This is a genomic window from Streptomyces sp. NPDC046215, from assembly GCF_040646215.1.
Classification (GTDB): Bacteria; Actinomycetota; Actinomycetes; order Streptomycetales; family Streptomycetaceae; genus Streptomyces; species Streptomyces stramineus.
Map to the genome: position 1 here is coordinate 23,425 of NZ_JBEYZW010000041.1, position 25,257 is coordinate 48,681.

Annotated in this window: 20 protein-coding genes; 11 read left to right on the forward strand and 9 right to left on the reverse strand. The window is 73.9% G+C overall.

The annotated features are described in order from the left end of the window. Nucleotides 1-14: 14 nt before the first annotated feature. From ABZ951_RS19155 to ABZ951_RS19165, 3 genes are all read right to left on the reverse strand, one after another. On the reverse strand, nucleotides 15-1,310 hold the full coding sequence (locus ABZ951_RS19155) for a non-ribosomal peptide synthetase (protein WP_361280307.1): 1,296 nt from the start codon (nucleotides 1,308-1,310) through the stop codon (nucleotides 15-17). A gap of 55 nt (nucleotides 1,311-1,365) precedes the next feature. Beyond that, nucleotides 1,366-2,622: an MFS transporter gene (locus tag ABZ951_RS19160; RefSeq protein ID WP_344087547.1), complete on the reverse strand. Its 1,257-nt coding sequence runs from the start codon at nucleotides 2,620-2,622 to the stop codon at nucleotides 1,366-1,368. A gap of 295 nt (nucleotides 2,623-2,917) precedes the next feature. Beyond that, nucleotides 2,918-4,540 (reverse strand): MFS transporter, encoded by a 1,623-nt coding sequence (locus ABZ951_RS19165; RefSeq protein ID WP_344087550.1) that lies wholly within the window; start codon nucleotides 4,538-4,540, stop codon nucleotides 2,918-2,920. A 278-nt stretch (nucleotides 4,541-4,818) separates the two neighbouring features. Between ABZ951_RS19165 and ABZ951_RS19170 the strand changes: the two genes are divergently transcribed. The 3 genes from ABZ951_RS19170 (at nucleotide 4,819) to ABZ951_RS19180 (ending at nucleotide 7,476) form a co-directional block, all read left to right on the forward strand. Continuing rightward, complete coding sequence (locus tag ABZ951_RS19170; protein WP_344087553.1) at nucleotides 4,819-4,989, forward strand: hydrophobic protein; 171 nt, start codon at nucleotides 4,819-4,821, stop codon at nucleotides 4,987-4,989. A 112-nt stretch (nucleotides 4,990-5,101) separates the two neighbouring features. Then, nucleotides 5,102-6,550: a pyridoxal-phosphate dependent enzyme gene (locus tag ABZ951_RS19175; RefSeq protein WP_344087556.1), complete on the forward strand. Its 1,449-nt coding sequence runs from the start codon at nucleotides 5,102-5,104 to the stop codon at nucleotides 6,548-6,550. Between the two features lie 161 nt (nucleotides 6,551-6,711). Next, on the forward strand, nucleotides 6,712-7,476 hold the full coding sequence (locus ABZ951_RS19180; protein WP_344087559.1) for an SDR family oxidoreductase: 765 nt from the start codon (nucleotides 6,712-6,714) through the stop codon (nucleotides 7,474-7,476). Nucleotides 7,477-7,491: 15 nt separating this feature from the next. Here the strand turns inward: ABZ951_RS19180 and ABZ951_RS19185 are convergent, their stop codons facing one another. Beyond that, nucleotides 7,492-8,037, reverse strand: a complete 546-nt coding sequence (locus tag ABZ951_RS19185; RefSeq protein ID WP_344087562.1) for a ferritin-like domain-containing protein — start codon at nucleotides 8,035-8,037, stop codon at nucleotides 7,492-7,494. Between the two features lie 262 nt (nucleotides 8,038-8,299). Here ABZ951_RS19185 and ABZ951_RS19190 point away from each other — a divergent pair, with 262 nt between their 5' ends. Then, a complete protein-coding gene (locus tag ABZ951_RS19190) occupies nucleotides 8,300-9,040 on the forward strand; it encodes a beta-phosphoglucomutase family hydrolase (protein ID WP_344087664.1) in 741 nt (246 codons plus the stop codon). Then, nucleotides 9,037-11,382: a glycosyl hydrolase family 65 protein gene (locus ABZ951_RS19195; RefSeq protein ID WP_344087564.1), complete on the forward strand. Its 2,346-nt coding sequence runs from the start codon at nucleotides 9,037-9,039 to the stop codon at nucleotides 11,380-11,382. The genes ABZ951_RS19190 and ABZ951_RS19195 overlap by 4 nt, the downstream gene beginning before the upstream one ends. Nucleotides 11,383-11,445: 63 nt before the next feature. On the opposite strand, the gene ABZ951_RS19200 is transcribed toward ABZ951_RS19195, so the two are convergent. Genes ABZ951_RS19200 through ABZ951_RS19210 form a run of 3 tightly spaced genes read right to left on the reverse strand, consistent with a single transcriptional unit; the run spans nucleotide 11,446 to nucleotide 12,796 of the window. Continuing rightward, nucleotides 11,446-11,865, reverse strand: a complete 420-nt coding sequence (locus ABZ951_RS19200; protein WP_344087667.1) for a PRC-barrel domain-containing protein — start codon at nucleotides 11,863-11,865, stop codon at nucleotides 11,446-11,448. Beyond that, nucleotides 11,865-12,458 carry a PRC-barrel domain-containing protein gene (locus ABZ951_RS19205; RefSeq protein WP_344087566.1) on the reverse strand — a complete coding sequence of 198 codons (594 nt, stop codon included), beginning with the start codon at nucleotides 12,456-12,458 and terminating at the stop codon, nucleotides 11,865-11,867. The genes ABZ951_RS19200 and ABZ951_RS19205 overlap by 1 nt, the downstream gene beginning before the upstream one ends. After that, nucleotides 12,455-12,796, reverse strand: a complete 342-nt coding sequence (locus ABZ951_RS19210) for a hypothetical protein (protein ID WP_344087569.1) — start codon at nucleotides 12,794-12,796, stop codon at nucleotides 12,455-12,457. The genes ABZ951_RS19205 and ABZ951_RS19210 overlap by 4 nt, the downstream gene beginning before the upstream one ends. An 88-nt stretch (nucleotides 12,797-12,884) precedes the next feature. Between ABZ951_RS19210 and ABZ951_RS19215 the strand changes: the two genes are divergently transcribed. Then, on the forward strand, nucleotides 12,885-13,232 hold the full coding sequence (locus ABZ951_RS19215) for an STAS domain-containing protein (protein WP_344087572.1): 348 nt from the start codon (nucleotides 12,885-12,887) through the stop codon (nucleotides 13,230-13,232). Then, nucleotides 13,229-14,164 carry a sensor histidine kinase gene (locus ABZ951_RS19220; RefSeq protein ID WP_344087576.1) on the forward strand — a complete coding sequence of 312 codons (936 nt, stop codon included), beginning with the start codon at nucleotides 13,229-13,231 and terminating at the stop codon, nucleotides 14,162-14,164. The genes ABZ951_RS19215 and ABZ951_RS19220 overlap by 4 nt, the downstream gene beginning before the upstream one ends. A gap of 15 nt (nucleotides 14,165-14,179) precedes the next feature. Here ABZ951_RS19220 and ABZ951_RS19225 read toward each other — a convergent pair whose 3' ends face one another. Together ABZ951_RS19225 and ABZ951_RS19230 are read right to left on the reverse strand one after the other, a co-directional pair. Further along, on the reverse strand, nucleotides 14,180-16,531 hold the full coding sequence (locus ABZ951_RS19225) for a SpoIIE family protein phosphatase (protein WP_344087670.1): 2,352 nt from the start codon (nucleotides 16,529-16,531) through the stop codon (nucleotides 14,180-14,182). 277 nt (nucleotides 16,532-16,808) lie between these two features. After that, the gene (locus ABZ951_RS19230) at nucleotides 16,809-21,101 is read right to left on the reverse strand and encodes a HAMP domain-containing protein (protein ID WP_361280312.1); all 4,293 of its coding nucleotides are present in this window, start codon (nucleotides 21,099-21,101) and stop codon (nucleotides 16,809-16,811) included. A 378-nt stretch (nucleotides 21,102-21,479) separates the two neighbouring features. Between ABZ951_RS19230 and ABZ951_RS19235 the strand changes: the two genes are divergently transcribed. The 4 genes from ABZ951_RS19235 (at nucleotide 21,480) to ABZ951_RS19250 (ending at nucleotide 25,246) form a co-directional block, all read left to right on the forward strand. Next, nucleotides 21,480-21,917 (forward strand): hypothetical protein, encoded by a 438-nt coding sequence (locus tag ABZ951_RS19235; protein ID WP_344087582.1) that lies wholly within the window; start codon nucleotides 21,480-21,482, stop codon nucleotides 21,915-21,917. A gap of 136 nt (nucleotides 21,918-22,053) precedes the next feature. After that, nucleotides 22,054-22,290 (forward strand): DUF5133 domain-containing protein, encoded by a 237-nt coding sequence (locus tag ABZ951_RS19240; protein ID WP_344087673.1) that lies wholly within the window; start codon nucleotides 22,054-22,056, stop codon nucleotides 22,288-22,290. A gap of 417 nt (nucleotides 22,291-22,707) precedes the next feature. Continuing rightward, nucleotides 22,708-23,808 carry an ionic transporter y4hA gene (locus tag ABZ951_RS19245; RefSeq protein WP_344087585.1) on the forward strand — a complete coding sequence of 367 codons (1,101 nt, stop codon included), beginning with the start codon at nucleotides 22,708-22,710 and terminating at the stop codon, nucleotides 23,806-23,808. A gap of 67 nt (nucleotides 23,809-23,875) precedes the next feature. After that, on the forward strand, nucleotides 23,876-25,246 hold the full coding sequence (locus tag ABZ951_RS19250) for an erythromycin esterase family protein (RefSeq protein ID WP_344087587.1): 1,371 nt from the start codon (nucleotides 23,876-23,878) through the stop codon (nucleotides 25,244-25,246). Nucleotides 25,247-25,257: the final 11 nt, after the last annotated feature.

The following is a 25,257-nucleotide window of genomic DNA, read 5'->3' on the forward strand; positions in this document are numbered from 1 at the left end:
TGCGGAAAGCGGTGTCAGCCCACCGGTACGGCGGTCGCCGTGTGGGTGCGCAAGGTGGCGAGCAGGGTGTCGAAGGCGTGCTCGGCGAGGTGGTCGGCGAAGCGGTTCCGGTCCCAGGCCATCCGTACGAGGAGGTCGGACCCGTAGGAGACGGACACGGCGAACGGGGCCTGGAGCGGGCGGCCGTCGAGGTGCGTCTCGCACCCGGTGGCGTCGCCGAGCCGCAGCGGCGGCCGGTGGGTGAGGTCTTCGAAGGTGAGCAGGCCGTCGAGCCGCCCGGGCCAGGCCGCGCCCGCCGTGCGGGCGGCGTGGACGACCTCGTCGAAGGGGGTGTCCGCGTGGTCGAGGTCGTCCCACCAGGAGGTGGTCCGCTCGGTGAGCCCCTCGGCGGTGGCGGGGTGGAGGACGGTGTTGAGGAAGCAACCCAGGGCGGGGGGCGCCCCGGCGGGCCGGCCGCCCCACGGGTAGCCCAGGGGCGGGACGAGGTCCGCTCCGTGGAGGGTGCGCGCGGCGGCGGCGCAGGCGTCGAGGAGGACGGGGAAGGCGGTGGCCCGGGAGTCGTCCGTCGCGAGGGGCAGCCGGTGCCGGGCGGCGCCGGTGCCCGTGCCGGAGCCGGCCGGGCGGGGTGCGGGGGCCGGGCGGAGGGCGGCGGCCCGCGCGGACCAGTAGGCGAGGGAGCCGGGGCCCGACGCGCGGGCCTCCGCGGCGAGTTGCAGGTGGACGGCCTCGCGGTAGGAGTCCAGTTCGCCGGCCGCGCGGACCGCGGTGACGTCCCCCGGGCCGAGGGCGTCGCGGTAGGCGTCGGTGAGCCCGGCCAGGACGCGGCCGAGGGACGCCTCGTCGCAGGCCGCGTGGTCCATGGCGACGGCCAGGATCTCCCGGCCCTCGGCGCCCGCGGTTTCCGCGGCGAGGAACAGCCGCAGGGGCGGGCCCTCGGCGGGCCAGTCGGCGAGGGTGCGGCGCAGGGCGTCGGCCGCGCTCTCGCCGGGGCGCGGTACCACCCGGTCCGCCCGGGGCCCGGCGTCGGCGGCGCGCAAGGCCGGGACGCCGCGCACGGTCACGGGGCGGGCCCGCAGGGCGGGGTGCAGGGCGGCGAGGTACCCGGCGGCGGACCGGAGGCGGCTCAGGTCGACGGAGCCGCGGGGGAAGGTGAAGAAGAGGGGGACGACGGCGGCGCGCCCGCTCGGGTCCATGCGCCGGGCGAGCAGAAACCTGCGCTGCGCGCCGGTGACGGGGAGCAGCTCGCCGGCGGTCCCGGCGACGTCGCGGAAGCGGTCGAGGTACTGGGTGGTGATGGTGCGGTGCTGCACGGGTTCCTCCGGACGCACGGGTGGCGTGAGGGCTGGTGGGCGGCGTGGTGGCGGCTCAGACCGCGGCGGGCGCGGGGAGGTCCCGCAGGCGCCGCAGCGGGGACAGCAGAAGGGGGACCGGCACGAGGAGGAAGCCCGCCGCGCAGACCCAGACCGCGGCCCGGGGCCCGGCGGCCCCCGCCACGGCCCCGCCGAGCAGGGCGCCCAGCGGCATGGTGCCCCAGACCATGAAGCGCAGGGTGGCGTTCATCCGCCCGAGGAGCCGCGGGGGGCAGAGCAGCTGCCGGAAGCTCACCTGGGCGACGTTGTAGACGACGGCGCCGAAGAAGACGGCGGCGGAGGCGACGGCGAACCAGACGGCCGCGGGTCCGCGTCCGGCCAGGGGCCACAGGACGGCGAACGGGCCGGTGGCGACGGGGGCCAGCCAGATGGTCCGGGCCTGGCCGACGGCGCGGGCGATCGGGCCCGCGCACAGCGCGCCCGCCAGGCCGCCGACGGCCGAGGCGGAGAGCATCAGGCCGAGGACGCCGGGCGGCAGGTCCAGGACGCGCACCAGGAACACCGTCTGCACGGACAGGAGCATGGCGGAGAAGAAGTTCGCGACCCCGGTGGCGGCGGCGATCACGCGGAGCACCGGGTGCCGGAGCACGAACGCGAGCCCCTCGGCGACCTGGGAGCGCAGCGGGGTGCCCGGGGTGGGCTCGGGGGGTGCCTCGCGGGTGCGGATGCCGCGCAGGAAGAGGGCGGAGACGAGGTAGCCGACGGCGTCGGCGAGGAGGGCGAAGGGCGCGCCGAGGATCTGCACCAGCGCGCCGCCCAGGCCCGGGCCGGCCACCTGCGCGGAGGAACGGGCGGTCTCCAGCGCGCCGTTGCCCGCCACGAGCCCTTCCCGGGGCAGGAGGGCGGGCAGGTAGCTCTGGTGGGCGACGTCGAAGAAGACGGTGGCCATGCCGGTGATCAGGGCGACGAGGTAGAGCTGGGTCATCGTCAGCAGGCCGGCCCAGGCGGCGAGGGGCAGGCTCACCATCGCCGCGGCGCGCACGAGGTCGGCGCGGATGAGCACGGGCAGGCGCCGCATGCGGTCCACCCACGCGCCGGCGGGCAGGCCGATCAGCAGGAACGCGGCGGTCTCGGCGGCGGTCAGCAACGCGACCTCGGGTGCCGACGCCCGGAGTTCGACGACGGCGACCAAGGGCAGGGCCACCAGGGTCACTTGTGTACCGACCTGGCTGACGGTGGCCCCGGACAGGAGTAATCGGAAATCTCGGTTCCGTAAGGGGCTGGTCCCCTTGTACTGCTGCGTTACGGACATTTGGCAAACATTTGACTATGTGGGCGGTTAAGTCAAAGCCAGCGGAGCTATCTGGACAGACTCGATCATTTCGCGAACAGCACCCCTCTCAAGATCTGCCACGCATCCCGCACCCGGAGGGTCGCCGCAAGGTGGTGGCCTGCGACGGAAGGGGCACCCGTGATCTTTATTCGTCGCGGGGGCGATTCGCTCGAACGTCCGATAATCGATGCTCTGTTCCTGACAATCGGTGCCTGAGGGAGGCCATGAGGCCGAAGCGGCCCCGCCCGTGCCCGGCTTGACGGCGGGCGAGCCGTCAGGGCGGTCCGGGCTCGCGCCGGGCCGGCTCGCGCTCCGGGGCGGCGGTCTCGGTACCGGACGGGACGCACCAGGTGGCCACCAGCGCCAGCACCAGCAGCCCGGCGCAGACATAACCGGCCAGGGCGACGCCGGCGGCCATCGCCTCACGGGCGGCGTCGGCGGCCGTCGCGGTGCGCGGGTCGGCCGCGAGGGCGGGGATCACCGATCCGGCGCTCTCCGTCACCACCTGCCCGAGCCGTCCGGCCTCCGCCGCCGGGAGACCGGCGTCCGCGAGGCGGTCCCGCACCCCGGAGGTGAGCGTGCTGAAGAACAGGGTGGTGAGCAGGGCGATGCCGAGCGCGGAACCCAGCTCGCGGGCCGCGCTCTGGATGCCCGAGCCCTGCCCGGCGCTCCGGGCGGGCACGTCCGCGAGGACGATGCTGGTGACGTGCGCCGTGGCGAATCCGACGCCGACGCCGTACCCGAACAGCGCGACCGCGATCAGCCACCAGGAGCTGTCGGTAGCGGCGATCAGCCCCAGTGCCGCGAGTCCGGCGGCCTCCACGAGCAGGCCGATCCGCACCTGTACGGCCGCCGGGACCGAGGCGGCCATCGAGAAGCTCACGCCGCTCGCGAAGAAGCTGCCCACGGCGACGGCGGCGAGCGCGAGACCCGCCTGGAACGCGCTGTAGCCCAGGGCGAACTGAAGCCACAGCGGCAGCACCGCGATGATGCCGAACTCGCCGAGGCCGACGACCACCGTCACGATGTTGCCGTTGCGGAACGAGGGGATGGCGAACAGCCGTACGTCCATCAGCGGCTCCTCTCCCGCGCGGCCGAGCGCCGCCTGCCGGCGCCAGAACGCGAAGAGGGCCGACGCCGCCACGGCGAACGCGACGAGGACCGGGGAAGGGCCGCCGCTCCACGACAGACCGCCGACGGTCAGCGGCTCGGTGGTGAACAGCCAGCCGTAGGTGCGCCCTTCGATCAGCGCGACCGCCAGCAGCCCCAGCCCGGCCGCCGACAGCAGCGCGCCCCGGACGTCGACACGGCCCCGGGTGCGGGGGGAGGTGGGCAGGTGGAGCAGGGTCCCGGCCATGATCAGGGCGACGAGGGGGATGTTGACGCCGAACGCCCAGCGCCAGGAGAAGTCCGCGAGCCAGCCGCTCAGCAGCGGGCCGGCGGCCGCGGCGGCGCCGATGGTCGACCCCCAGACGGCGAACGCCCGGGCCCGGGCCGTGCCGGTGAACGCCGCGTTGACCAGGGCCAGGGACGTCGGCAGGACCATGGCGCCGCCGACGCCCTGCAGGAACCGCGCCGCGATCAGCAGGCCGCCGTCGGGCGCGGCGGCGGCCAGCAGGCTCGTCGCGCCGAAGACGGCCAGGCCGATCAGGAAGACCCTGCGGGCGCCGTGCAGGTCACTGAGGCGTCCGGCGAGCAGGAGCAGCGCGGCGAAGGCGATGGCGTAGGACTCCTGGAACCACTGGGCTCCCGCCGAGCCGATCGCGAGGTCCTCGACGACGGGGGCGAGGATCACGTTGACGATCGTGAAGTCGACCACGATCAGGGCCACGCCCAGCGATACGGCGATGACGCCCCACCACTGGCGCGGGGAAGGGGAGGGTGCGACGCCGCTCAAGGTACCTCCACGGGGATACATCTTCACCATAAAGCCCTTTCGGGGCGGCATGGGGCCAACCGCCTCGAACCGTCCGGCCACAGCGTCCGCACCCGCGCGCACCGACCGCCGGATCGTCACGCGGCGCAGCAGCCGCCAGGTCAGACCGCTGGACGCGCTGCTCACCGACGCGTACGGAAAGCTCCGCCCCCGGCCGGCCTCCCGCACCGGACGACGACTGAATTCGCCAGGCGTGAGCGGCGCTTCGCAGGGCACACGCCTGTTCGGAGGTGGATGACATGGTTCCCTTGCTTCTGGTTCTGCTCCTCGCCCTGCTCCTCTTCGGGGCCGGCTTCGCGGTGAAGGTCCTGTGGTGGGTGGCGGTCGTGGTCCTCGTGGTCTGGCTCCTCGGCTTCGTCGCACGCTCCACCGGCCCCAGCGGTGGACGCGGTCGCTGGTACCGATGGTGACCTGACCCGACCGGCCGCCCGGGCCGGGCCGTCCCCCCACGGGGCGGCCCGGCCCGCTCGCGCGATGCCACCGGGCCGTTTACCGTGCGGCCCGCCTGGTAAGGGTGCGCTGATGGATGTTCACGAGTCGGTGCTCCAACTCATCGGCGGCACCCCCCTGGTGCGCCTGCGCACCCCCGCCGGCGGCTCCGCGGCCGTCTACGCCAAGGTGGAGTTCGCGAGCGCCGGCGGCAGTTCCAAGGACCGGATCGGTCTCCGCATGATCGAGAAGGCGGAACGGGACGGACTGCTGTCCCCGGGCGGGACCGTCGTCGAGGCCACGTCCGGCAACACCGGCATCGCTGTCGCCATGGTGGCCGCGCGGAAGGGCTACCGCGCCGTCGTGGTCGTCTCGGACCGGATCAGCCGGGAGAAGCTCGCCATGCTGCGGGCCTTCGGCGCCGAGGTGGTGGTCTGTCCCGGCGGGCTGCCGCGCGAGCACCCGGATCACCCGGTCAACGCCGCGGCGCGGATCGCGGAGGAGACACCGGGAGCCTGGCTCGCCGCCCAGTACGACAACCCGGCCAACCCCGAGGCGCACTACCTGACCACGGGCCCGGAGATCTGGCGGCAGACCGGCGGACGGGTCACCCATCTGGTGTCCTGTGTCGGCACCGGCGGCACGATCAGCGGCGCCGGCCGCTACCTCAAGGAGGTCAGCGGCGGCACTGTCGAGGTGGTCGGCGCCGACCCCGCGTCCTCCGTCTACTCCGGCGGCGACGGCCGCCCGTACTTCATCGAGGCCGCCGGGCACTTCCGCCACCCCGAGACCGTCGACGACCCCTGGCCGAGCTCCTATCACCAGGACGTCGTCGACCGCGTCCTGCCGGTCACGGACCGGGATGCGCTGTTGTCGATCCGCCGGCTGGCGCGCGAGGAGGGGCTGCTCGCCGGCGGGTCCTCCGGCACGGCGCTGGCCGCGGCCCTGCGCGTCGGCGCCGCCGCGGGCCCGGGCGCCGTCGTGGTCGTCGTCCTCCCGGACTCCGGCAGGCACTACCTCTCCAAGTACTTCGACGACGCCTGGATGCTGCGCATGGGTTTCCTCGACGGCGACGAGGACGGCACCCGGCTGGCGGACACCGTCACGACGGACGAGAGCGCCCCGCCACTGCCGTACCTCCCCGCGCGCACCACGGTCGCCGACGCCCTGGCGGCCCTCCGCGCCGGGCGGGACGGCGACGCCCCCGCCGTGCTGCCGACCGGACCGTGCCCGGTGGGCCCCGGCCGGCGTCCCACCGCCCCCGAGCTGACGGGGTCGGTGACCCTGGAGGGCCTGGAAGCGGCGGTGCGGGACGGCGGCACCACCCTGACCGCCGCCGTCGGGGAGCGGCCCGGGCCGCCCCTGCCGCACTTCGGCTACGGCGAGCCGGCCTCCGCGGTCCTCGCCGAACTGGACGGGTGCGGGCAGGACACGGCCGTCGTCCTGCGCGACGGGCAGGCGATGGCCCTGATCACCTCGTCCCGCCTGCGGGCCGCCCTGGCGGGCCTCCCCTCGCCACCGCGGGCCCCGGCCACGCGCTGAGCCGTCCGGGCCGCCCCGGGGAACCCGCGAAGGGGGGAAGACCGGGGCCCGTCCGCTGAGGCATGATCACTAAGGCGGTCCCGGGAGCCTCTTCCGGCCCCGGCCCCTCGCCAGGGGTCCGCCTCCCCGTCCGCCCAGCCGGTCCCGACCCGAGGAACGCCATGAACTTCACCGACCGCCGTGTCGTCATCACCGGAGCCGGCCGCGACTTCGGCCGCGCGCTCGCCCACCACTTCGCCGGCCTCGGAGCCGAGGTCTTCCTCACCGCGCGCACCCTGGAGGCGGCCGAGCGCACCCGCGCCGAAATAGCCGGGCGCGGCCACGACCGGGTGCACGCCTTCGCCTGCGACCTGTCCGACCCCGCCTCGGTCCGCGCGTTCGCCGGCGCGCTCGGCCGGAGCACCGGCCACATCGACGTCCTCGTCAACAACGCGGCCCGCTGGCTGGAGGGACCCGACCTCCTGTCGGTCACCGACGAGGACGTGGTGGACACCCTCGCCTCGGGCGGCACCGGCACCGTCCTCGTGACGAAGAACCTGCTGCCGCTGCTGCTGGCCTCACCGCACCCCGACATCGTCACGATGGTGTCCAACTGCGGGGTTCCCGGCACCCGGCACGCCGTCGCGCACGAGGCGTACTACGCCGCCAAGCACGCCCAGCGGGGCTTCACCGAAGCCCTCTCGCACCGGCTGCGCCCCCAGGGCGTCCGCGTGATCTCCCTTTTCCCGCCGGACTTCGACAGCAGCCGCGACCCCCTGTCCCCGGAGTGGGACGCCGCCCCGCGCGGCGCCGGGGACCCGCTCACCGCGCAGTCGGTGCTGGACTGCGTCACCTTCGCGATCGGGCAGCCGCGGGACTGCTACATCAGCGCCTTCCACTTCGAGTCGATGAGCCCGGCCGCCCCGGGCGGCGCCCCGCTGTCCTGAGGCCCCGCCGGGCGGTCACCCGCCCGGCCGGCCCCCCAGCAGGTCGAGGAGGTCGTCGGCGTGTTCCTCTTCCTCCTCCAGGATCGACTCCAGCAGACGCCGCGTGGTCGGGTCGCCGTCGCCCAGCCAGCGCACGATCTCCTGGTAGCCGGCGATGACGATCCGTTCGGCGAGCAGGTTGTCGCGCAGCATCGCCGCCAGGTCCTCCGGCGACGGGGTGGTGTAGTCGGTGTGGGCCCGCCGGGCGAGCGTCGCCGGGTCGAAGTCGGGTTCGCCGCCGAGCTGGGAGACCCGTTCGGCGGCCCGCAGGGCGTGCTGCATCTCCTGCGCCGCGTGCTCGGTGAACTCCGACGCCACCTGCGCCCGGTCGATGCCGGTCGCCGAGATGGCGTGACGGGTGTAGCGCAGCCAGCACACCACCTCCGTGGCGATCACGTCGTTGAGGACGGCGACCACCCGTTCCCGGTCGAGCCCGTAGGAGTCGGTGACGGGCCCTTCCTCCATCTTCCGCCGCGCGTCCTCGCGGATCCTGGTGGTGTCCAGCACGAAGTCGTCGCCCATGCCCGGCCCTCTCCCGTCCGTGGCCCCGCCCGCGGGAGCCCTCGGACGCAAGAGGTTCCCCGCGCGGCGGCCCGCACCACACGAGCGGGCCCAAGTTGACCGGTTCGCCCCAGCCGGCACCGCGCCCGCCCCGGCCCGCTCCGCCGCCCCAAACCCCTCCGGGGCACATTTGGGGTGTGAAGTCCTCCACACCACGGGAGACCCGCACACCGGTATGCGGTGGCCACCGGGGGCAAAGCGGCCCTCCATGACCTCTCCACACCTGACCACGACCGGGCTCCCCGACACGATCACCGCCTGTCTGTTCGATCTCGACGGTGTCATCACCAAGACCGCCGTCGTCCACACCGCCGCGTGGAAGGAGATGTTCGACGACTTCCTGCGCCGCCGTGACGGCGCGGGCTTCCGGCCCTTCGACCCCGTCGCCGATTACAGCCGGTACGTCGACGGGCGGCCGCGCGCCGACGGCGTGCGCACGTTCCTCGCCTCACGGGACATCGATCTGCCGGAGGGCGCCCCCGGCGACCCCCCGGAGCGCGAGACGGTGCACGGCCTGGGGAACCGCAAGAACGAGCTGCTGCTCCGGCGGATCCGTGACGACGGCGTCGAGGCGTACCCGGGATCCGTCCGCTACCTGGCGGCCGTGCGGGAGGCGGGGCTGCGGACCGCCGTGGTCTCCTCCAGCGCCAACTGCCGCGACGTGCTGCGGTCCGTCGGCCTGGAAGACCACTTCGACGTGCGGATCGACGGCGTGGTCAGCGCCGAGCGGGGCCTGCCGGGCAAACCCCGCCCGGACACCTTCCTCGCCGCGGCCCGCGACCTGGGGGTCGAGCCCGGGCAGGCGGCCGTCTTCGAGGACGCCCTCGCCGGCATGGACGCCGGCCGGGCCGGCCGCTTCGGGTACGTCGTCGGCGTCGACCGGACCGGCCAGGCGGCCGCCCTGCGCGAGCACGGCGCGGACACCGTCGTCACCGACCTCGCCGCACTGGAGGGCCGCGCGTGATCACCCACTCCTCCTACGCCGTCGAGCCGTGGACCCTGCGCGAGTCCCGGCTGAACCTGGACGTGCTGCCCCAGAGCGAGTCCGTGTTCTCCCTGTCCAACGGCCATGTGGGCTGGCGCGGCAACCTCGACGAGGGAGAGCCGCACGGCCTGCCCGGCTCCTACCTCAACGGGGTGCACGAACTCCACCCGCTGCCCTACGCCGAGGCGGGGTACGGCTACCCCGCCTCGGGGCAGTCCGTCATCAACGTCACCAACGGCAAGCTGATCCGGCTGCTCGTCGACGACGAGCCCTTCGACCTGCGCTACGGGCGGGTCCACTCCCACGAGCGCACCCTCGACCTGCGGACCGGGCTGCTGCACCGCACCTGCGAGTGGACCTCCCCGGCCGGCCGCCGGGTGCGGGTGCGCTCCACCCGCCTGGTCTCCTTCACCCAGCGGTCCGTCGCCGCCGTCGCCTACGAGGTCCAGCCGCTGGACGGGCCGGCCCGGGTCGTCGTCCAGTCCGAACTCGTCGCCAACGAACAGCTCCCGGCCGGCTCCGGCGACCCCCGGGCCGCGGCGGCGCCGGCGTCCCCGCTGGAGCCGGAGGAGCACTTCGCCTCGGACACCCGGCTGCGGCTGGTGCACCGCACCCGGCGCAGCGGCCTGCGCGTGGCGGCCGCCGCGCACCACACGGTGACGGGCCCGGACGGCACCAGCACCTCCGGCGAGAGCGGGGAGGACGTCAGTCGGCTCACGGTCACCTCGGAGCTGGCGGCCGGGCAGACGCTGCGGCTGGAGAAGCTGGTCGCCTACGGCTGGTCGGGCGTCCGCTCCCTGCCCGCCGTGCGCGACCAGGTGGACGCCGCGCTGGCCGGCGCGGCCGACACGGGCTGGCGGGGGCTGGCCGACGGGCAGCGCGCCTTCCTCGACGACTTCTGGGCCCGCGCCGACGTCGAGGTCGACGGCGACGCGCAGATCCAGCAGGCCGTGCGGTTCGCGCTCTTCCACGTGCTCCAGGCCGGCGCCCGGGCCGAGCGGCGCGCCATCCCGGCGAAGGGCCTGACGGGCTCCGGCTACGACGGCCACTCCTTCTGGGACACCGAGAGCTTCGTGCTGCCGCTGCTCACCTACACCTCGCCGGAGGCCGTGGCGGAGGCGCTGCGCTGGCGGCAGAGCACCCTGCCGGCCGCGCGGGAGCGGGCCGGGCAGCTGGGGCTGCGCGGGGCGGCCTTCCCCTGGCGGACCGTCGACGGCGCGGAGTGCTCGGCCTACTGGCCGGCCGGCACCGCCGCGTTCCACGTGAACGCCGACATCGCCGACGCCGTCGTCCGGTACACGGAGGCCACCGGCGACGAGGAGTTCGAGCGGGAGACCGGCGTGGAACTGCTGGTGGAGACCGCCCGGCTGTGGATGTCGCTCGGCCACCACGACCCGCACGGGACCTTCCACCTCGACGGGGTGACCGGGCCCGACGAGTACAGCGCGGTCGCGGACGACAACCTCTACACCAATGTGATGGCCCAGCAGAACCTGCGGGCCGCCGCCGACGCGGCGGGGCGCCACCCGCGGGCCGCGGCCGCGCTGGGGGCCGGCGACGAGGAGAGCGCCGCCTGGCGGGACGCCGCCGCGACGATGGCCATGCCGTACAACGACAAGCTGGGCGTCCACGAGCAGTCCGCCGGGTTCACCGGCCACCAGGTCTGGGACTTCGCCGGCACCCGGCCCGACCAGTACCCCCTGCTGCTGCACTTCCCCTACTTCGACCTGTACCGCAAGCAGGTGGTCAAGCAGGCCGACCTCGTCCTCGCGATGTACAAGCGCGGTGACGCCTTCACCGCGGCGCAGAAGGCCCGCAACTTCGCCTACTACGAGGCGCTGACGGTCCGGGACTCCTCACTGTCCGCGTGCTGCCAGGCGGTGATGGCCGCCGAAGTGGGGCACCTCAACCTCGCCCACGCCTACCTGGGCGAGGCGGCCCTGATGGATCTGGAGGACCTGGAGAACAACACGCGCGACGGGCTGCACATCGCCTCGCTCGCCGGGACGTGGCTCGCCCTCGTCGCGGGCTTCGGCGGGATGCGGCACGCCGGCGGCGTCCTGAGCTTCGCGCCGAAACTGCCCGAGAAGCTGACCCGGCTGGCCTTCAGCGTCCAGGTCCGGGGCCGCCGGCTGCGCGTGGAGGTGGCCGGAACCTCCGCCACCTACACGCTGGTGGAGGGCGAGCCGCTCGAACTCCGCCACGAGGACCGGCCGGTGACCGTCGCCCGGGACCGGCCCGTCACCTGCCCGGTCGTCCTGCCGGAGCCCCGCCCGGAGCCGGAGCAGCCGCCGGGCCGGCGGCCGGAACCCCGGAGCTGACACGAGAACGGCCGGGTGCCGCCGCGGCCACGGGGGCACCCGGCACCCGCCGGGGCGAAGGGCTCAGCCGGCGCGGACGACGAGGGCGTACTCGCCCAGCCCGATCAGGCGGTCGCCGGGGACGGCACCGCGGGTGGTGTGGACGGTGTCGATGCGGCCGGTCACGGGGTCGAAGGCCACGTCCTCGACCGTGCCGTGTTCCTCGCCCCCGTCCGTCAGCACCCGGCTGCCCAGGACCTCGGCGCGGACCGGGGCGGGCTCGGGGTGCGCGGCGACGGCGGAGTGGACGATGACGGCGTCGGGCCCGACCGCCCGCACCCGGCTCCAGGGCAGAGCACCGGGGCCGCCGGACCTGCCACCGGACAGGAAGAGGTGGCCGACCCGCCGGTCGGTGGCATCGACCGTCAGGGCTTTGACCGTGCCCAGCTCGGCCGCCTCCTCGGCGGTGACGACCGGCAGGCCGCGGGTACGGGAGAAGAGCATCACCACGGGTTCCCCTTTACCGGCCGGCCCCGCCCGGCGCTCTGCCGGGCGCGGAAGAGCTCGACCTGCGCGGTGAAACCGGGCAGGTCCTCGGCGGTGAAGCCGCCGGCGTCCGCCGGGACGACGAGGGCCTCACCGGAGACGGCCAGGGCTTCGCCGCGGGGGATGAAGACGCTGCGCCCCCGGTGGTCGAGCGGTTCGGCGGCGTCGATGCGGAAGCCGACGACGCGGCCGCCGCCGTCGACGACGGCGTCGAGGACGGTGCCGATCTCCGTGCCGTCGTCCGTGAGGACCCGCACCCCCAGGACCACACCGTGGGACGCCTCACCGGAGGCGACGACGGCGGCGGACTCGGCCAGCACCTCCCGGCCGGGGATCAGCACGGCGTGCGGGCCCACGGCGTGCACCCCCGACCAGGGCAGGCTCTGTTTGAGCGGGCCGGCCAGCAGGCCGAGACCGTTGAGGGTGAAGCCGGTGACCTGCCCGGCCGGACCGTCGAAGACGGTGTCCTTGATCCGGGCGACGGCCTCCCCGCCGAGCGTCACCACCGGCCGTTTGGCCAGCGCGGAGGCGAGCGTCAGGGTGCTGCTCACGGTGTCCCTCCCCCGGTGCCGGGCCGGCGTCCGCGCTGCACCGCGATGACGGTGCCGGCCCGCCGGCGCGCCTGTATCCCTGCTGTCACGGCGGCTGCCACGAGCAGCACCGCGATCACGGCGATCAGCCACCCCCACCAGACCATGGCCACCTCCCGGTCCGTCGTCGGATTCCTGCCCCGGTCCCCGCCGCGGCGGCCGGTCCCGGTGTCCTTCCGTATGCCCGCCGCTCCCCCGCCGAAGCCCTCCCCCGGGGTGGTGAAGGAGGAACGGCACGCCCCGGAGCGGGCGCCCCCTGCCACGGGCGCGCGGGCCGGCCGCTCCCGGCCGCAGGTCACCGGGCCCCTCCCGACGGCGCCTCACGCCGAGGGCACGCGGTGGGCCATACTGGCCCTCGCCACACAGCAACCGAAGCGAGGTCGGCGGATGCCAGATGCGACAGGAGCGGCCACGGGACCGCCACACGGGTGCGCCCTCGACATCCGTCCGCTGACGGACCGGTCCGGTGTGCGCGCCTCCGGCGAGGTCGGCCTGACGACCCGCGGCCAGTGGCAGGGCGCGCTGGAACGGCTGCTCCAGCACGACGGGGACGCCTACCTGGAGCTGTCGGCCGTCACGTTCGTCGATGTCGCCGGCACGTCCGCCCTGGCGCTGACGGCCCAGCGGATGGGTGCCGACGGCAGACGGATCGTCATCGACCGGCCGCCGTCGTCGCTGCGCCGCACGCTGGAGATGTTCTGGTCCGACCTGAGCGCGATCGAGGTGACGGGGTGACGGGCAAGACCGCCGCGGCCGAGGTGTTCGTCCACCCGGCGCTGTTCTACCGGGACGAGGCCGAGTACCTGGCAGGCACCGTGCCGTTCGTCCTGGACGGGCTGGCCGCCGGCGAGCCCGTGGCGGTGGCCGTCCCCGGGCGGCAGCTCGCCCTCCTGCGGGACGCCCTGGGGGCCGAGGCCGCCGGCGCGGTCCGGCTCATCGACATGGAGCAGGCCGGGCGCAACCCCGGCCGGATCATCCCCCGCGTGCTGCGCGCCTTCGCCGACGCCCACCAGGGCGGCCACGTGCGGATCATCGGCGAACCGGTGTGGGCCGGCCGCAGCCCGGCGGAGTACCCGGCCTGCGTCCAGCACGAGGCACTGATCAACCACGCCTTCACGGGGCGCGACGTCACCATCGTCTGCCCCTACGACACCAGCCGGCTGAGCGCGGCCGCCCTCGACGACGCCCACGCCACCCACCCCGTGATCATCGACGCCGGCAAGGAGCGGCCCAGCGCCTCCTACGCACCGGATCAGATCATCGCCGCCTGCAACCGGCCGCTGCCCCTCGCGCCCGGCGCCGCCGCCTTCGCCTTCGACGCCGAAACCCTCCCGGACGCCCGGCACTTCGCGACCCGGCTCGCCACCGGCCTGGGCCTGCCCCCGGACCGGCAGGACGACCTGGCCCTGTCCGTGGCGGAGCTGACCACCAACAGCGTGGTGCACGGCGGCGGCACCGGCACTCTGCGGATCTGGGGCGAGGACGGTCACGTGGTGTACGAGGTCGAGGACCGCGGGCACCTCGGCGACCCCCTGGCCGGCCGCCACCCGGTCCCGCCCGGCCGCCCCGGCGGCCGCGGGCTGCTCCTCGTCCACTGCCTCACCGACCTGGTCCGCACGCACACCCGCGCCCAGGGCACCACCATCCGCTGCTACCTGCGGCGGTAGCGGCGGGGGCGGCGCTCACACCGCCTGGACGCCCACGAGGCAGGTGTCGTCGTCGGTGTCGGCCCTGCTGTGGGTCAGCAGCCGGTCCAGCCGCTGTTCCAGCGTGACGGTCGGCACCTTCGCGGTGGCCATCAGGTGGTCCAGGGAATCCTGGAGGAGCGAGCCCTTCCGCTCGACCAGCCCGTCGGTGAACATCAGCAGCGTGTCCCCGCTCGCCAGCCGCACCTCGCCCTCCTCGTAGACGGCGTCGGCGAGGGCGCCCAGGAGCATCCCCTTGAGCAGGGGCAGGGTGACGGCCCGGTCGCCACTGACCAGGACGGGCGGGAGGTGGCCGGCGCGGGCCCAGCGCAGGGTGCGGGCCACGGGGTCGTACAGGCCGCAGACCACGGTGGCGGTGATCCGCTCGGTCAGGTGGTGGGCCACGATGTTGAGCCAGGTCAGGAGCTGGGCGGGGCCCGCGCCGGTGACGGCGAGGCCGCGTAGGGCGTTCCTGAGGACGATCATGCTGGTGGCCGCCTCGATGCCGTGGCCCGCGATGTCCCCCACACACAGCAGGATCTGCTGGGACGGCAGGGTGACCGCGTCGTACCAGTCGCCGCCGACCAGGTGATCGGTCTCCGCGGGCCGGTAGCGCACGGCGATGTTCAGGCCGGGAGCGTTGAAGGGGGCCCGGGCGGGCGGCATGATCGCGTGCTGGAGCTGCAGGGCCAGCCGGTTGCGTTCGGCCGACTCCTGCTCGGTGTGGGCGAGCTGGTCACGGGTGGCGGCCAGGGCGACCTCCGTCCAGTGCTGGGCGGAGATGTCCTGGTAGGCGCCGCGCAGGGCGAGCAGCCGGCTGTGGGCGTCCAGCACGGGCTCGGCGACAAGGCGGACGTGGCGGATGATGCCGTCGGGCCGGTGGAGGCGGAAGGCCGTGGAAGCGGGCCGCCGGTGGTGCATCAGGGTCCGCAGGAACCGTCCCAGGGCGACGGCGTCGTCGGGGTGGGCGTGCGCGGGCAGGTCCTCCAGGGGGACGGGCCGCGCGGTGGGCGGCAGCCCGTGGAGGGTGAACAGCTGACGGTTCCAGGTGACTTCGCCCGTCAGGACGTTCTCCTCGAAGCCGCCGATCCGGCCGAGGCGCTGGGCGTGCTGCAACAGGCTGGCGAGGCGGGCCGCCTCGTCCTCGATCCGCCACAGGAGCAGGACGCTGCCGCCGCAGCGGCTGATGCTGATGTCGGCGACCGCCGCCAGGGGCACCTGGTCGACGAGGGCGGTGAGGGTCATCCGCTCGGCGCGGAACGGTTCGCCGGTGGCGTAGACCCGCTCCACGGCCTCGAACAGATTGCTGTCCCCGGCGGCCATGGGGTACGCCTCCAGCAGGAGGGCACCGCTGACGGCGGTACGGGGCCGGCCGGCCGGATCGACGAAGCGCCGGTTGGTGTGGCGGATGCGGAAGTCGGTGAGGTTCCCGTCGGCGTCGAGGTGCGGCAGCAGCACGAGGGCGGGGTCGTGGAGGCCGTCGGCGAGGTCGACGAGCTCGTCCAGATCGCGGTGGAGCGCGCTGTCGGTGCGGGTGCCGGTGACGGGCCGGGTCTCCAGGGTGTGCGCGCACAGCTCGGCCAGGGCTTCGATCTGCCGCTGGATCTGGGGCGGCTGGGGGGCGACGGGGTGCGGCCAGCAGATCTCCAGCACGCCCACGATGCGGCCGCCGGTGCCGGCGGGGACGGCCACCCGGCCGCACGCCGCGTCCCGGGTGCCGATCGAGGGAGGGTCGGCCTCGGACAGGGCCGGGAACCACACCGCCGCGCGCTCGCTGAGCGCGTGCCGGGCGACGGTGGCCACCCCCGGCGGCACGTAGCACCAGCGGCCGGCTTCCTCGGCGGTGAACCCGGCGTGGCCGGTCAGGGTGAGGGAGGCGTCGTGGCCGGCGGCCCAGATGGCGACGGCGGTCGCGCCCAGGGGGCCCAGGGCGTAGGCGAGGAGGGACGCGGCGACCGCCTGGGTGTCGGCGGCGGCCAGGGCGGCGCTCTCGGCGGTGCGCAGCCTGATGGCGGCGGACGGCGGGGCGTCCGCCGGGGCCTCGGCGGGCCGGCCGGTGCGGGCGAGGAACTCGCCGGCCGCCTGCGAGAGCCGGTCCTGGGACGCCTGGTTGATGATGTCGGCGGCCAGTTCCAGCTGGGACATGCCCGCCTGGTCGGCGAGGGCGGCGAGCTGCCGGGCCGCCTCCGCCGGGCCGCAGGTGAGGCGTTCGATGAGGATGCCCTTGGCGAGTTCGACCAGGGCCCGGCCGTCGGCCGCGGCGTGCGCGGCCCGCACCTCGGTGCGCAGCCGTTCCACCGTGGCGGCCAGCCGGCCGACCGTCGAGCCGTGCTCTTCCCGACCGGGCAGCCTCGCGCCCGGGACGGAGGCGGGCCGCGCGGCGCGCGGGGGATGGTCACCCGGCTGCTGGGGAGGGTGCACGGTGGAACTCCTTACCTGATGCCGGAGGGTGATGCACCAAGGTGGGTACGAGAGAGCGGAAGGGACGGTGGGAGCCCGGTGCGTCCGGTGCCGGGCGGGTCCTCAGCGGGGCTTGACGAAGTCCTGTGCGGTGCGGCCGCGCCCGCAGGGGCGCGGCCGGCCACAACGCACCCGCCGATGACGCGCGCTGCTTCCGGCGGAGCGCTCAGGTGGCCAGCCAGCGCCGGACGCACGCGATGAGGTCGTCCGCGTCCACCGGCTTGGTCACGTAGTCACTGGCCCCGGAGGCCAGGCTCTTCTCGCGGTCGCCGGGCATCGCCTTGGCGGTCACGGCGATGACGGGCAGGCCGGCGTGGGCGGGCATGCGCCGGATCTCGGCGGTGGCCGCGTAGCCGTCCATCTCCGGCATCATCACGTCCATCAGGATCAGATCGATCTCCGGGTGTTGGGCGAGGGTCTCGATGCACTTGCGGCCGTTCTCGGCGTGCCGGACCTCGATGCCGTGCAGTTCGAGGATGCCGCTGATCGCGTAGAGGTTGCGGGCGTCGTCGTCGACGACGAGGACGGTGCGGCCGGCCAGCGCGTCGTCGACGGCCCGGGGCGCGGGTGCGCGGGAGTCCTCCGGGCGGGCCAGCGGCAGGACGTCGCCCAGCTGCTCGGCGGACAGGTGCAGGGCGATGCGCTCGCGCAGCTCGTCCAGGCTGGAGAGGAGCTCCAGCGGCTGGGTCTCCGTCCGGGCCTCCAGAGCCCGCTCCTGGGCCGGGTCCATGCGGCGGTTGTTGTGGGCGAGGACGGGGACGGCGCGCAGCCCGGCGTCGCCGTCCATGGTCTCCAGGAAGCGCAGCGCCTCGTCGCCGGGCATGTCGAGGTCCAGGACGACGCAGTGGCAGGGCTCGGCCGCCAGGGCGGCGGCCGCTTCCTGGGCGCCGACGGCCCCGTCGACCTCGACGGTGTCCCGCGGGTCGGCCAGGCCGCGGCCGCCGGTGAGGTCGGCGACCGCACTCTCGGCGACGAGGGACAGCAGCCCCCGGCTGCGTTCCTCGATCACCAGCAGGCGCCGCTTGCGCGGGGGCGCCGGCTCGGCGGCGGCCGGCCGCAGCGCCCCGCCGGCGGGGGCCGCCTCGGCCGCGGCCCCCGCCTCGGCCGCCGCGTGGCCCTCGAATTCCGGGTGGCGGACGGGCAGGTAGAGGGTGAAGGTACTGCCCTGGCCGGGGACGCTCTGCGCGGTGACGGCACCGCCGAGGAGATAGGCGATCTCCCTGCTGATGGACAGGCCCAGGCCGGTGCCGCCGTACTTGCGGCTGGTGGTGCCGTCGGCCTGCTGGAACGCGCCGAAGATTGTTTCCAGCTGCTGCTCGGGGATGCCGATGCCGGTGTCCTTGACGCGGAAGGCCACGGCCGGCCCGCCCGGGCGCACCGAATCGGGCAGCTCACCGTCCGCCACCGGCTCGATCCGCAGCTCGACGCCGCCGCGCTCGGTGAACTTGACGGCGTTGGAGAGCAGGTTGCGCAGGACCTGCCGCAGCCGGGAGTCGTCGGTGAGCAGGTCGGCCGGGGCCCCGGTGGCGTTGGTGATGGTGAAGTCGAGGCTCTTCTGGGTGGTCAGCGGCCGGAAGGTGGCCTCGACGTAGTCCAGGAGGCGGCGCAGCGGCACCCGTTCGGGGTTGATGTCCATCTTGCCCGCCTCGACCTTCGACAGGTCGAGGATGTCGTTGATCAGCTGCAGGAGGTCGGAGCCGGCGGAGTGGATGATGCCGGCGTACTCGACCTGCTTGGGAGTCAGGTTGCGGGCGGGGTTCTGGGCCAGCAGCTGCGCGAGGATCAGGAGGCTGTTGAGCGGGGTGCGCAGCTCGTGGCTCATATTCGCCAGGAACTCCGACTTGTACTTGGAGGTGAGGGAGAGCTGCTGGGCGCGGTCCTCCAGCTCCTGGCGGGCCTGTTCGATCTGGAGGTTCTTCGCCTCGATGTCCCGGTTCTGGGAGGCCAGCAGGGCGGCCTTCTCCTCCAGTTCCGCGTTGGAGCGCTGCAGTTCTTCCTGCTGGACCTGGAGCTCCTGGGAGCGGGCCTGCAGCTCGGCGGCCAGGCGCTGGGACTCGCCCAGGAGCTCGTCGGTGCGGGCGTTGGCGACGATGGTGTTGACGTTGACGCCGACCGTCTCCATGAGCTGGCTGAGGAAGGCGCGGTGCACGGGGGTGAAGGGGGTGAAGGAGGCCAGTTCGATGACGCCGAGGACCTGGTCCTCGGCGACGATGGGCAGCACGATCAGGCTGCCCGGGGAGCTCTGGCCCAGCCCGGAGGAGAGGGTGACGTAGTCGGCGGGCACCCCCTCGGCGGCGATGGTGCGGCGGCTGCGGGCCGCCTGGCCGACCAGGGACTCGCCCAGCCGGAAGCGGAGGTGCGGGCTGCTGCCGGCGGGACGGCCGTAGGAGCCGATGAGGGAGAGTTCGGTGTGGCCGCCGGTGTCCTCGGCCAGGTAGAAGGCGCCGTACTGGGCGGAGACGAGCGGGGTGAGCTCGTCCATGATGAGTTCGGCGACGACGGCGAGGTCACGGTGGCCCTGCATCAGCCCGGAGATCCGGGCGAGGTTGGACTTGAGCCAGTCCTGTTCCTGATTGGCCAGGGTCGTCTCGCGCAGGGACCCCACCATCGCGTTGATGTTGTCCTTGAGCTCGGCCACCTCGCCGGAGGCGTCCACGGTGATGGAGCGGGTCAGGTCGCCCTCGGCAACGGCGCTGGCGACCTCGGCGATGGCCCGGACCTGGCGGGTGAGGTTGCCGGCGAGCTCGTTGACGTTCTCCGTCAGCCGCTTCCAGGTGCCCGAGACGCCCTCGACCTCGGCCTGGCCGCCGAGGCGGCCCTCGCTGCCCACTTCCCGGGCGACGCGGGTGACTTCGGCGGCGAAGGAGGACAGCTGGTCGACCATCGTGTTGATGGTCGTCTTGAGCTCCAGGATCTCGCCGCGGGCGTCCACGTCGATCTTCTTGGAGAGGTCTCCGTTGGCCACGGCGGTGGTGACCAGGGCGATGTTGCGCACCTGTCCGGTCAGGTTGTTGGCCATGGAGTTGACGTTGTCGGTGAGGTCCTTCCAGGTGCCGGCGACGTTGGGGACGCGCGCCTGGCCGCCGAGCCTGCCCTCGGTGCCGACCTCGCGGGCGACGCGGGTGACCTCGTCCGCGAACGCGGACAGCGTGTCGACCATGGTGTTGATCACCCCGGCGAGCGCGGCCACCTCGCCCTTGGCCTCCACGGTGATCTTCTGCGAGAGGTCACCCCTGGCGACGGCGGTGGCCACCTGGGCGATGGACCGCACCTGCCCGGTCAGGTTGGAGGCCATGACGTTGACGTTGTCGGTGAGGTCCTCCCAGGTGCCGGACACCCCGCGCACCGTGGCCTGGCCGCCGAGGTTGCCCTCGGTGCCGACCTCGCGGGCGACGCGGGTGACCTCGTCCGCGAACGCGGAGAGCTGGTCGACCATCGTGTTGATGGTCTCCTTCAACTCCAGGATCTCCCCCCGCGCGTCCACCCGGATCTTCTGCGACAGGTCGCCCTGCGCCACGGCCGTGGTGACCTGCGCGATGGAGCGCACCTGGGCGGTGAGGTTGTCCGCCATGACGTTGACGGACTCGGTGAGGTCCTTCCAGGTGCCGGAGACGCCCTTGACGTCGGCCTGCCCGCCCAGGCGCCCTTCCGTGCCGACCTCGCGGGCGACGCGGGTCACCTCCCCGGCGAAGGCGGAGAGCTGGTCGACCATCGTGTTGATGGTCTCCTTCAACTCCAGGATCTCCCCGCGCGCGGTGACCGTGATCTTCTGCGAGAGGTCGCCCTTGGCGACGGCGGTGGCCACCTGGGCGATGGACCGCACCTGCGCGGTGAGATTCCCGGCCATGAAGTTGACCGAGTCGGTCAGGTCCCGCCAGGTGCCGGAGACGCCCTTGACGTCGGCCTGCCCGCCGAGGATGCCCTCCGTCCCCACGTCGCGGGCCATGCGCGTGACCTCGTCGGCGAAGGAGGACAGCTGGTCGACCATCGTGTTGATGGTGTTCTTGAGCTCCAGGATCTCGCCCCGGGCGTCCACGGTGATCTTCTGGGACAGGTCGCCCTGCGCCACGGCCGTGGTGACCTGCGCGATGTTGCGGACCTGGTCGGTGAGGTTGCCCGCCATGAAGTTCACCGAATCGGTCAGGTCCCGCCAGACCCCGCTGACGCCGGGGACCCGCGCCTGGCCGCCGAGGCGACCTTCGCTGCCCACCTCACGGCCCACCCGGGTCACTTCGGAGGTGAACAGCGACAGTTGGTCCACCATGCCGTTGAAGACCTCGGCGATCTCCCCCAGCAGGCCGTCGGCCCCGTCCGGCAGCCGGGTGCCGAAGTCACCGTCCCGGACCGCGGTCAGACCGGCCAGCAGCTGGCGCAGCTCGGGCTCGCCGACCTTGCCGGCCGCCCGCGCGCCCCTGCCGCGCGGAGCGGGCACCGAGCCGTCAACCGTCGTGTCAGCCATGCCAACCTCGTTCCGCTCATCAGGTCAGGACGCGGAGCCGGGGCTGAAGCGGCCTGCCCCCGCAGGTGACCCGCTTCAGCCCCGACACAGCGTCTTCGACATACCGCAGTCGCCCCCCGGAAAATGCACCAAAGGCTAGCTCAGGCAGGTGACCAGCACCAAGACGCGATCTTGGCTCCCCGGGGTGCCGGCCGGCGAGTGGCCGGAAACAGCCCTGGCAGCGGCGGGGCGTGGCGCTGACCGGGCGTCATCACCCGGACGCATGCTTTTGCGGCTGGAGCCGCGCGAATGGGTATCCGACGGATGAGTATCTGTACGGTCCCCTCCTGAGTAGCCGCCCGGAGGCGCACAGCCGGGCCCGGACGTTTCACTGACGTCATGAACGATCAAAAGGTGCGCGCGGACGGCGAACTGCGACGGGCGTGGGCCGCCGCCAACGCCGCCGACGCGGCCGCCGATGCCCGCACCGTCCGCCCCGGCGGCCCCGCCGACCACGACGAGAACGCCTCGTCAGCGCCCCTCTGGGCGACGGCGCTCGCGGTGCTGCTCGCCCCGGTGACCCTGCTGTTCGGCGGCCTCGCCCCGATGGCCACGGACGGCTGCGGCCCCGACAACTGCTCAGCGGCCCTCGACCGGGCCCTCTCGCTCGTCACCGGTGGCCTGTACGCCACCTTCTTCGTCACCCCCGCACTGCTCCTGACGAGCTGGGTCCTGCCGCGCCGCATGCGGTTCGCCAAGGCCCGCCGGGCCATCGCGTGGTGCGCCTTGCTGCCGCCGGTGACCGTGATCCTGACGGTGTTCGGCCTGCCGGAGTGAGCGCGTTGACGGTGGCCGACGGATGCCCTTCCGGCACTGCCGTGAACTGACGTGAGTAGAGGAAGGCATGGGACGGGAGCGCCGGGGCAAGTGGGGAGCAGACCCCGCATCGTTCACCGCACCAGAGGAGCAGATCATGCTGCTGGCCCACCCGGCTGTCCTTGACGACCTCGTCCAGCGCTACACGGAGCTGGAGCGTGCCCTGATATCGGGCACCGGGGAGCCGACCACACGCCAGAAGCTGGCCGACGTCGCGTACACCCTGTGCGTCTCGACGGGAACGCGAGACATCGACGCGGCGCTGATCGCGGCCCGCCACCGCCTGCCGGGGGCCCGCCCGGCGGACGACAGCGTGCTGTCGGCAACGGGGTGAGGGGTTGGCTTGGCGGCGGGGCGAGCAACGGCCTGCGGCCTGGCAACACCGTGATCGCGCACGGTCCGCGAGCCGTGGGTGCGCCCCATGACCGCCGCTTTCGAACTCATGAACACCCTTCTCAATGACGCCCGCCACCCCTCTCGCTCACCACCCTCCGGGTAGGCTCCAAGGGCAGCCGACCACGCCGCAAAGCAGCAAGTCGGCTCCCGTGGTCCCCGCGCATGCGGGGGTGCTCCCAGGAGCTGGTCGATGGTCCCCACCGCGAACGAGTGGTCCCCGCGCATGCGGGGATCCCAGTCGACCCCCTGCCCACTCCCCCACCGCACCATGCCCCCCGCACGCAGCGCCCACGACAGGCCCCTCACCAGAGCCGTCACGAATCGGATTTAACGCGCAATCTGCAAAGATCTCCGCATGAGCTCTCGGTTCCGTCTGCTTGTCGCGCGCTGGCCCTTCCTCGTCCCCGTCGTCGCCGCTCTCGTGCTCGCGCTGACCTGGGGAGCCTCGCTCTCCGCCTGGCTGGTGGCAGTGGTGAGCCTGTGTCTGGCCGGGGCGGTGCTGGCCGCCGTGCATCACGCCGAGGTGATCGCGCACCGGGTCGGCGAGCCCTTCGGGTCGCTGGTGCTGGCCGTCGCGGTGACGATCATCGAGGTGGCGCTCATCGTGACGCTGATGGCCGACGGCGGTGACAAGAGCAGTTCCCTGGCCCGTGACACCGTCTTCGCCGCCGTCATGATCACCTGCAACGGCATCGTCGGCCTGTCGCTGCTGGTGGGCGCGCTCAGGCGGCGCGTGGCGGTGTTCAACGCGGAGGGCACCGGGGCCGCCTTCGGGACGGTGGCGGCGCTGGCCGGGCTGAGTCTGGCCCTGCCGACCTTCACCACCAGCACCCCGGGACCGCAGTTCTCCCCGGCCCAGCTCGTCTTCGCCGCCGTCGCCTCCCTGATCCTGTACGGGCTGTTCGTGGCGACCCAGACCATCCGGCACCGCGACTACTTCCTGCCGGTGACCGCCGAGGGCGAGGTCATCGACGCCGACGACCACGCCGATCCGCCGTCGGCCAGGGTCGCCCGGACCAGTCTCGGGCTGCTCGCCGTCGCCCTGATCTCGGTGGTCGGCCTGGCCAAGGGCGTCTCGCCGACGATCGAGTCCGGGGTGGCCGCCGCCGGGCTGCCCGCCTCGGTGGTCGGTGTCGTCATCGCGCTGCTGGTCCTCCTGCCCGAGACGATCGCGGCCCTGCGCGCCGCCCGCCGCGACCGCGTCCAGACGAGCCTCAACCTCGGACTCGGCTCGGCGATGGCCAGCATCGGTCTGACCATTCCGGCGGTCGCGGTGGCCTCGGTCTGGCTGGACGGGCCGCTCGTGCTCGGCCTGGGCGCCTCGCACATGGTGCTGCTCGCCCTCACGCTCGTGGTCGGCACCCTGACGGTGATTCCGGGCCGCGCCACCCCGCTCCAGGGCGGGGTGCACCTCTCCCTGCTGGCGGCTTACATCGTGCTCGCGGTCAGCCCCTGAACGGGGCCCGGCACCCGCGGGGGCCTCGGCGGGCGGACGTCCCCTCCCCACCTGTATAACGTCGTGCATGATGCATATATCTTCCCGCCGACTCGCGCCGCGGGCAGCGGCCCTGACGCTCGCTCTGGCGGCACTTCTGGGCGGCCCGGCCGCCACCACGGCCACGGCCGGCCCGGCCGCCGCCCGCACCGCGCCGGAGCGCGGGGTGGTGACCGGGCTGGAGCGGTACGCCCACCCGCTGCGTACCACCGAACCCGGCGGGCCCGGAGCCGATCTGGCCGCGTTCGCCTCGATGACGCGGGGCGCGAACATCGTCGGGCTCGGCGAAGCCTCGCACGGCTCGCACGAGCTGTTCACCGTGAAGGACCGGTTGTTCAGACAGCTGGTGACGCGGGAGGGGTTCTCCGGCTTCGCCATGGAGATCAGCTGGTCGGCGGCCGCCCGGATCGACGCGTACGTCCGTACCGGCGAGGGCGACCTGCGGCAGATCCTGCGGGAGGAGTTCCAGGACGGGTACGGGCTGCTGAACACACAGGAGTTCCTGAACCTGTTCAGCTGGGTGCGGGAGCACAACCGCACCAGTTCGCGGCCGGTCCGCGTCGTGGGCCTGGACTTCTCCGACGCCGCCCCGGAGCAGTACGAGCACATCCTCGCCTGGGCGCAGGGCAACGAGCCCGCTCTCGTGCCCGAACTCCGCCGCCGCTACGCCGCACTGCGCGCCCTGCCCACCGGCGTGGCCGCCCGCATGGCGGCGTACAACGCCCTGCCCCTCGGCGACCGGAAGGCGATCGAGAAGGACGCGGCGGCCGCCTACCGGCTGCTGTCCGAGGCCGGGACGCAAGATCCCTGGGTGCTGCAAGAGGCCCGCGTCATCTCGCACATGGCCACGGAGTACACCGTCGACTGGAGCGACCCGGCCCAGGCCAAGGCCGCGAGCCGCCACCGTGACCGGACCATGGCGGAGACAGCCGTGTGGTGGCAGCGGCAGACCGGCGGGCGGCTCGTGGTCTCGGCTCACAACGGGCACGCCGCCTACGAGTCCGCGGTGCCCGAGTCCTACCCGGTCACGATGGGCGCGGACCTGCGCGAGCTCGTGGGACGTCAGTACCTGGCCGTCGGCACCTCGCTGAACGGGGGCGACTACCGCGCCACGACGGCGACGGGCGAGGCGGGCACCTACAGCGTCGGCCCGGCCGCGCCCGGCAGCAACGAGTACACCCTCGACAAGGTGCGCCACCGCGACTTCTACGTCGACCTGCGCGCGGCGGGCCGCGATCCGGCGGTGGGCGGCTGGCTGGACACCGCGCGCCCGACGTTCGTCATCCCCGGCCGGTACCCCAACCAGCCGACGCCGCCGCTCGCGCTGGGGCGCGCCTTCGACGTCGTGGTGCACCTGCACCAGGTAGGGGCGTCCGTCCCGGTGCCCGCGGCGGGCTGACGGGCGGTCGC

What these genes read in the sequence shown, in the direction of transcription:
- ABZ951_RS19170 (WP_344087553.1), top strand. Translation starts at nt 4,819, where the DNA reads ATGGTTCCCTTGCTTCTGGTTCTGCTCCTCGCCCTGCTCCTCTTCGGG.
- ABZ951_RS19160 (WP_344087547.1), bottom strand. Translation starts at nt 2,622, where the DNA reads ATGTCCGTAACGCAGCAGTACAAGGGGACCAGCCCCTTACGGAACCGA.
- ABZ951_RS19200 (WP_344087667.1), bottom strand. Translation starts at nt 11,865, where the DNA reads ATGCTCTTCTCCCGTACCCGCGGCCTGCCGGTCGTCACCGCCGAGGAG.
- ABZ951_RS19245 (WP_344087585.1), top strand. Translation starts at nt 22,708, where the DNA reads ATGAGCTCTCGGTTCCGTCTGCTTGTCGCGCGCTGGCCCTTCCTCGTC.
- ABZ951_RS19240 (WP_344087673.1), top strand. Translation starts at nt 22,054, where the DNA reads ATGCTGCTGGCCCACCCGGCTGTCCTTGACGACCTCGTCCAGCGCTAC.
- ABZ951_RS19250 (WP_344087587.1), top strand. Translation starts at nt 23,876, where the DNA reads ATGATGCATATATCTTCCCGCCGACTCGCGCCGCGGGCAGCGGCCCTG.
- ABZ951_RS19230 (WP_361280312.1), bottom strand. Translation starts at nt 21,101, where the DNA reads ATGGCTGACACGACGGTTGACGGCTCGGTGCCCGCTCCGCGCGGCAGG.
- ABZ951_RS19185 (WP_344087562.1), bottom strand. Translation starts at nt 8,037, where the DNA reads ATGGGCGACGACTTCGTGCTGGACACCACCAGGATCCGCGAGGACGCG.
- ABZ951_RS19175 (WP_344087556.1), top strand. Translation starts at nt 5,102, where the DNA reads ATGGATGTTCACGAGTCGGTGCTCCAACTCATCGGCGGCACCCCCCTG.
- ABZ951_RS19215 (WP_344087572.1), top strand. Translation starts at nt 12,885, where the DNA reads ATGCCAGATGCGACAGGAGCGGCCACGGGACCGCCACACGGGTGCGCC.
- ABZ951_RS19235 (WP_344087582.1), top strand. Translation starts at nt 21,480, where the DNA reads ATGAACGATCAAAAGGTGCGCGCGGACGGCGAACTGCGACGGGCGTGG.
- ABZ951_RS19180 (WP_344087559.1), top strand. Translation starts at nt 6,712, where the DNA reads ATGAACTTCACCGACCGCCGTGTCGTCATCACCGGAGCCGGCCGCGAC.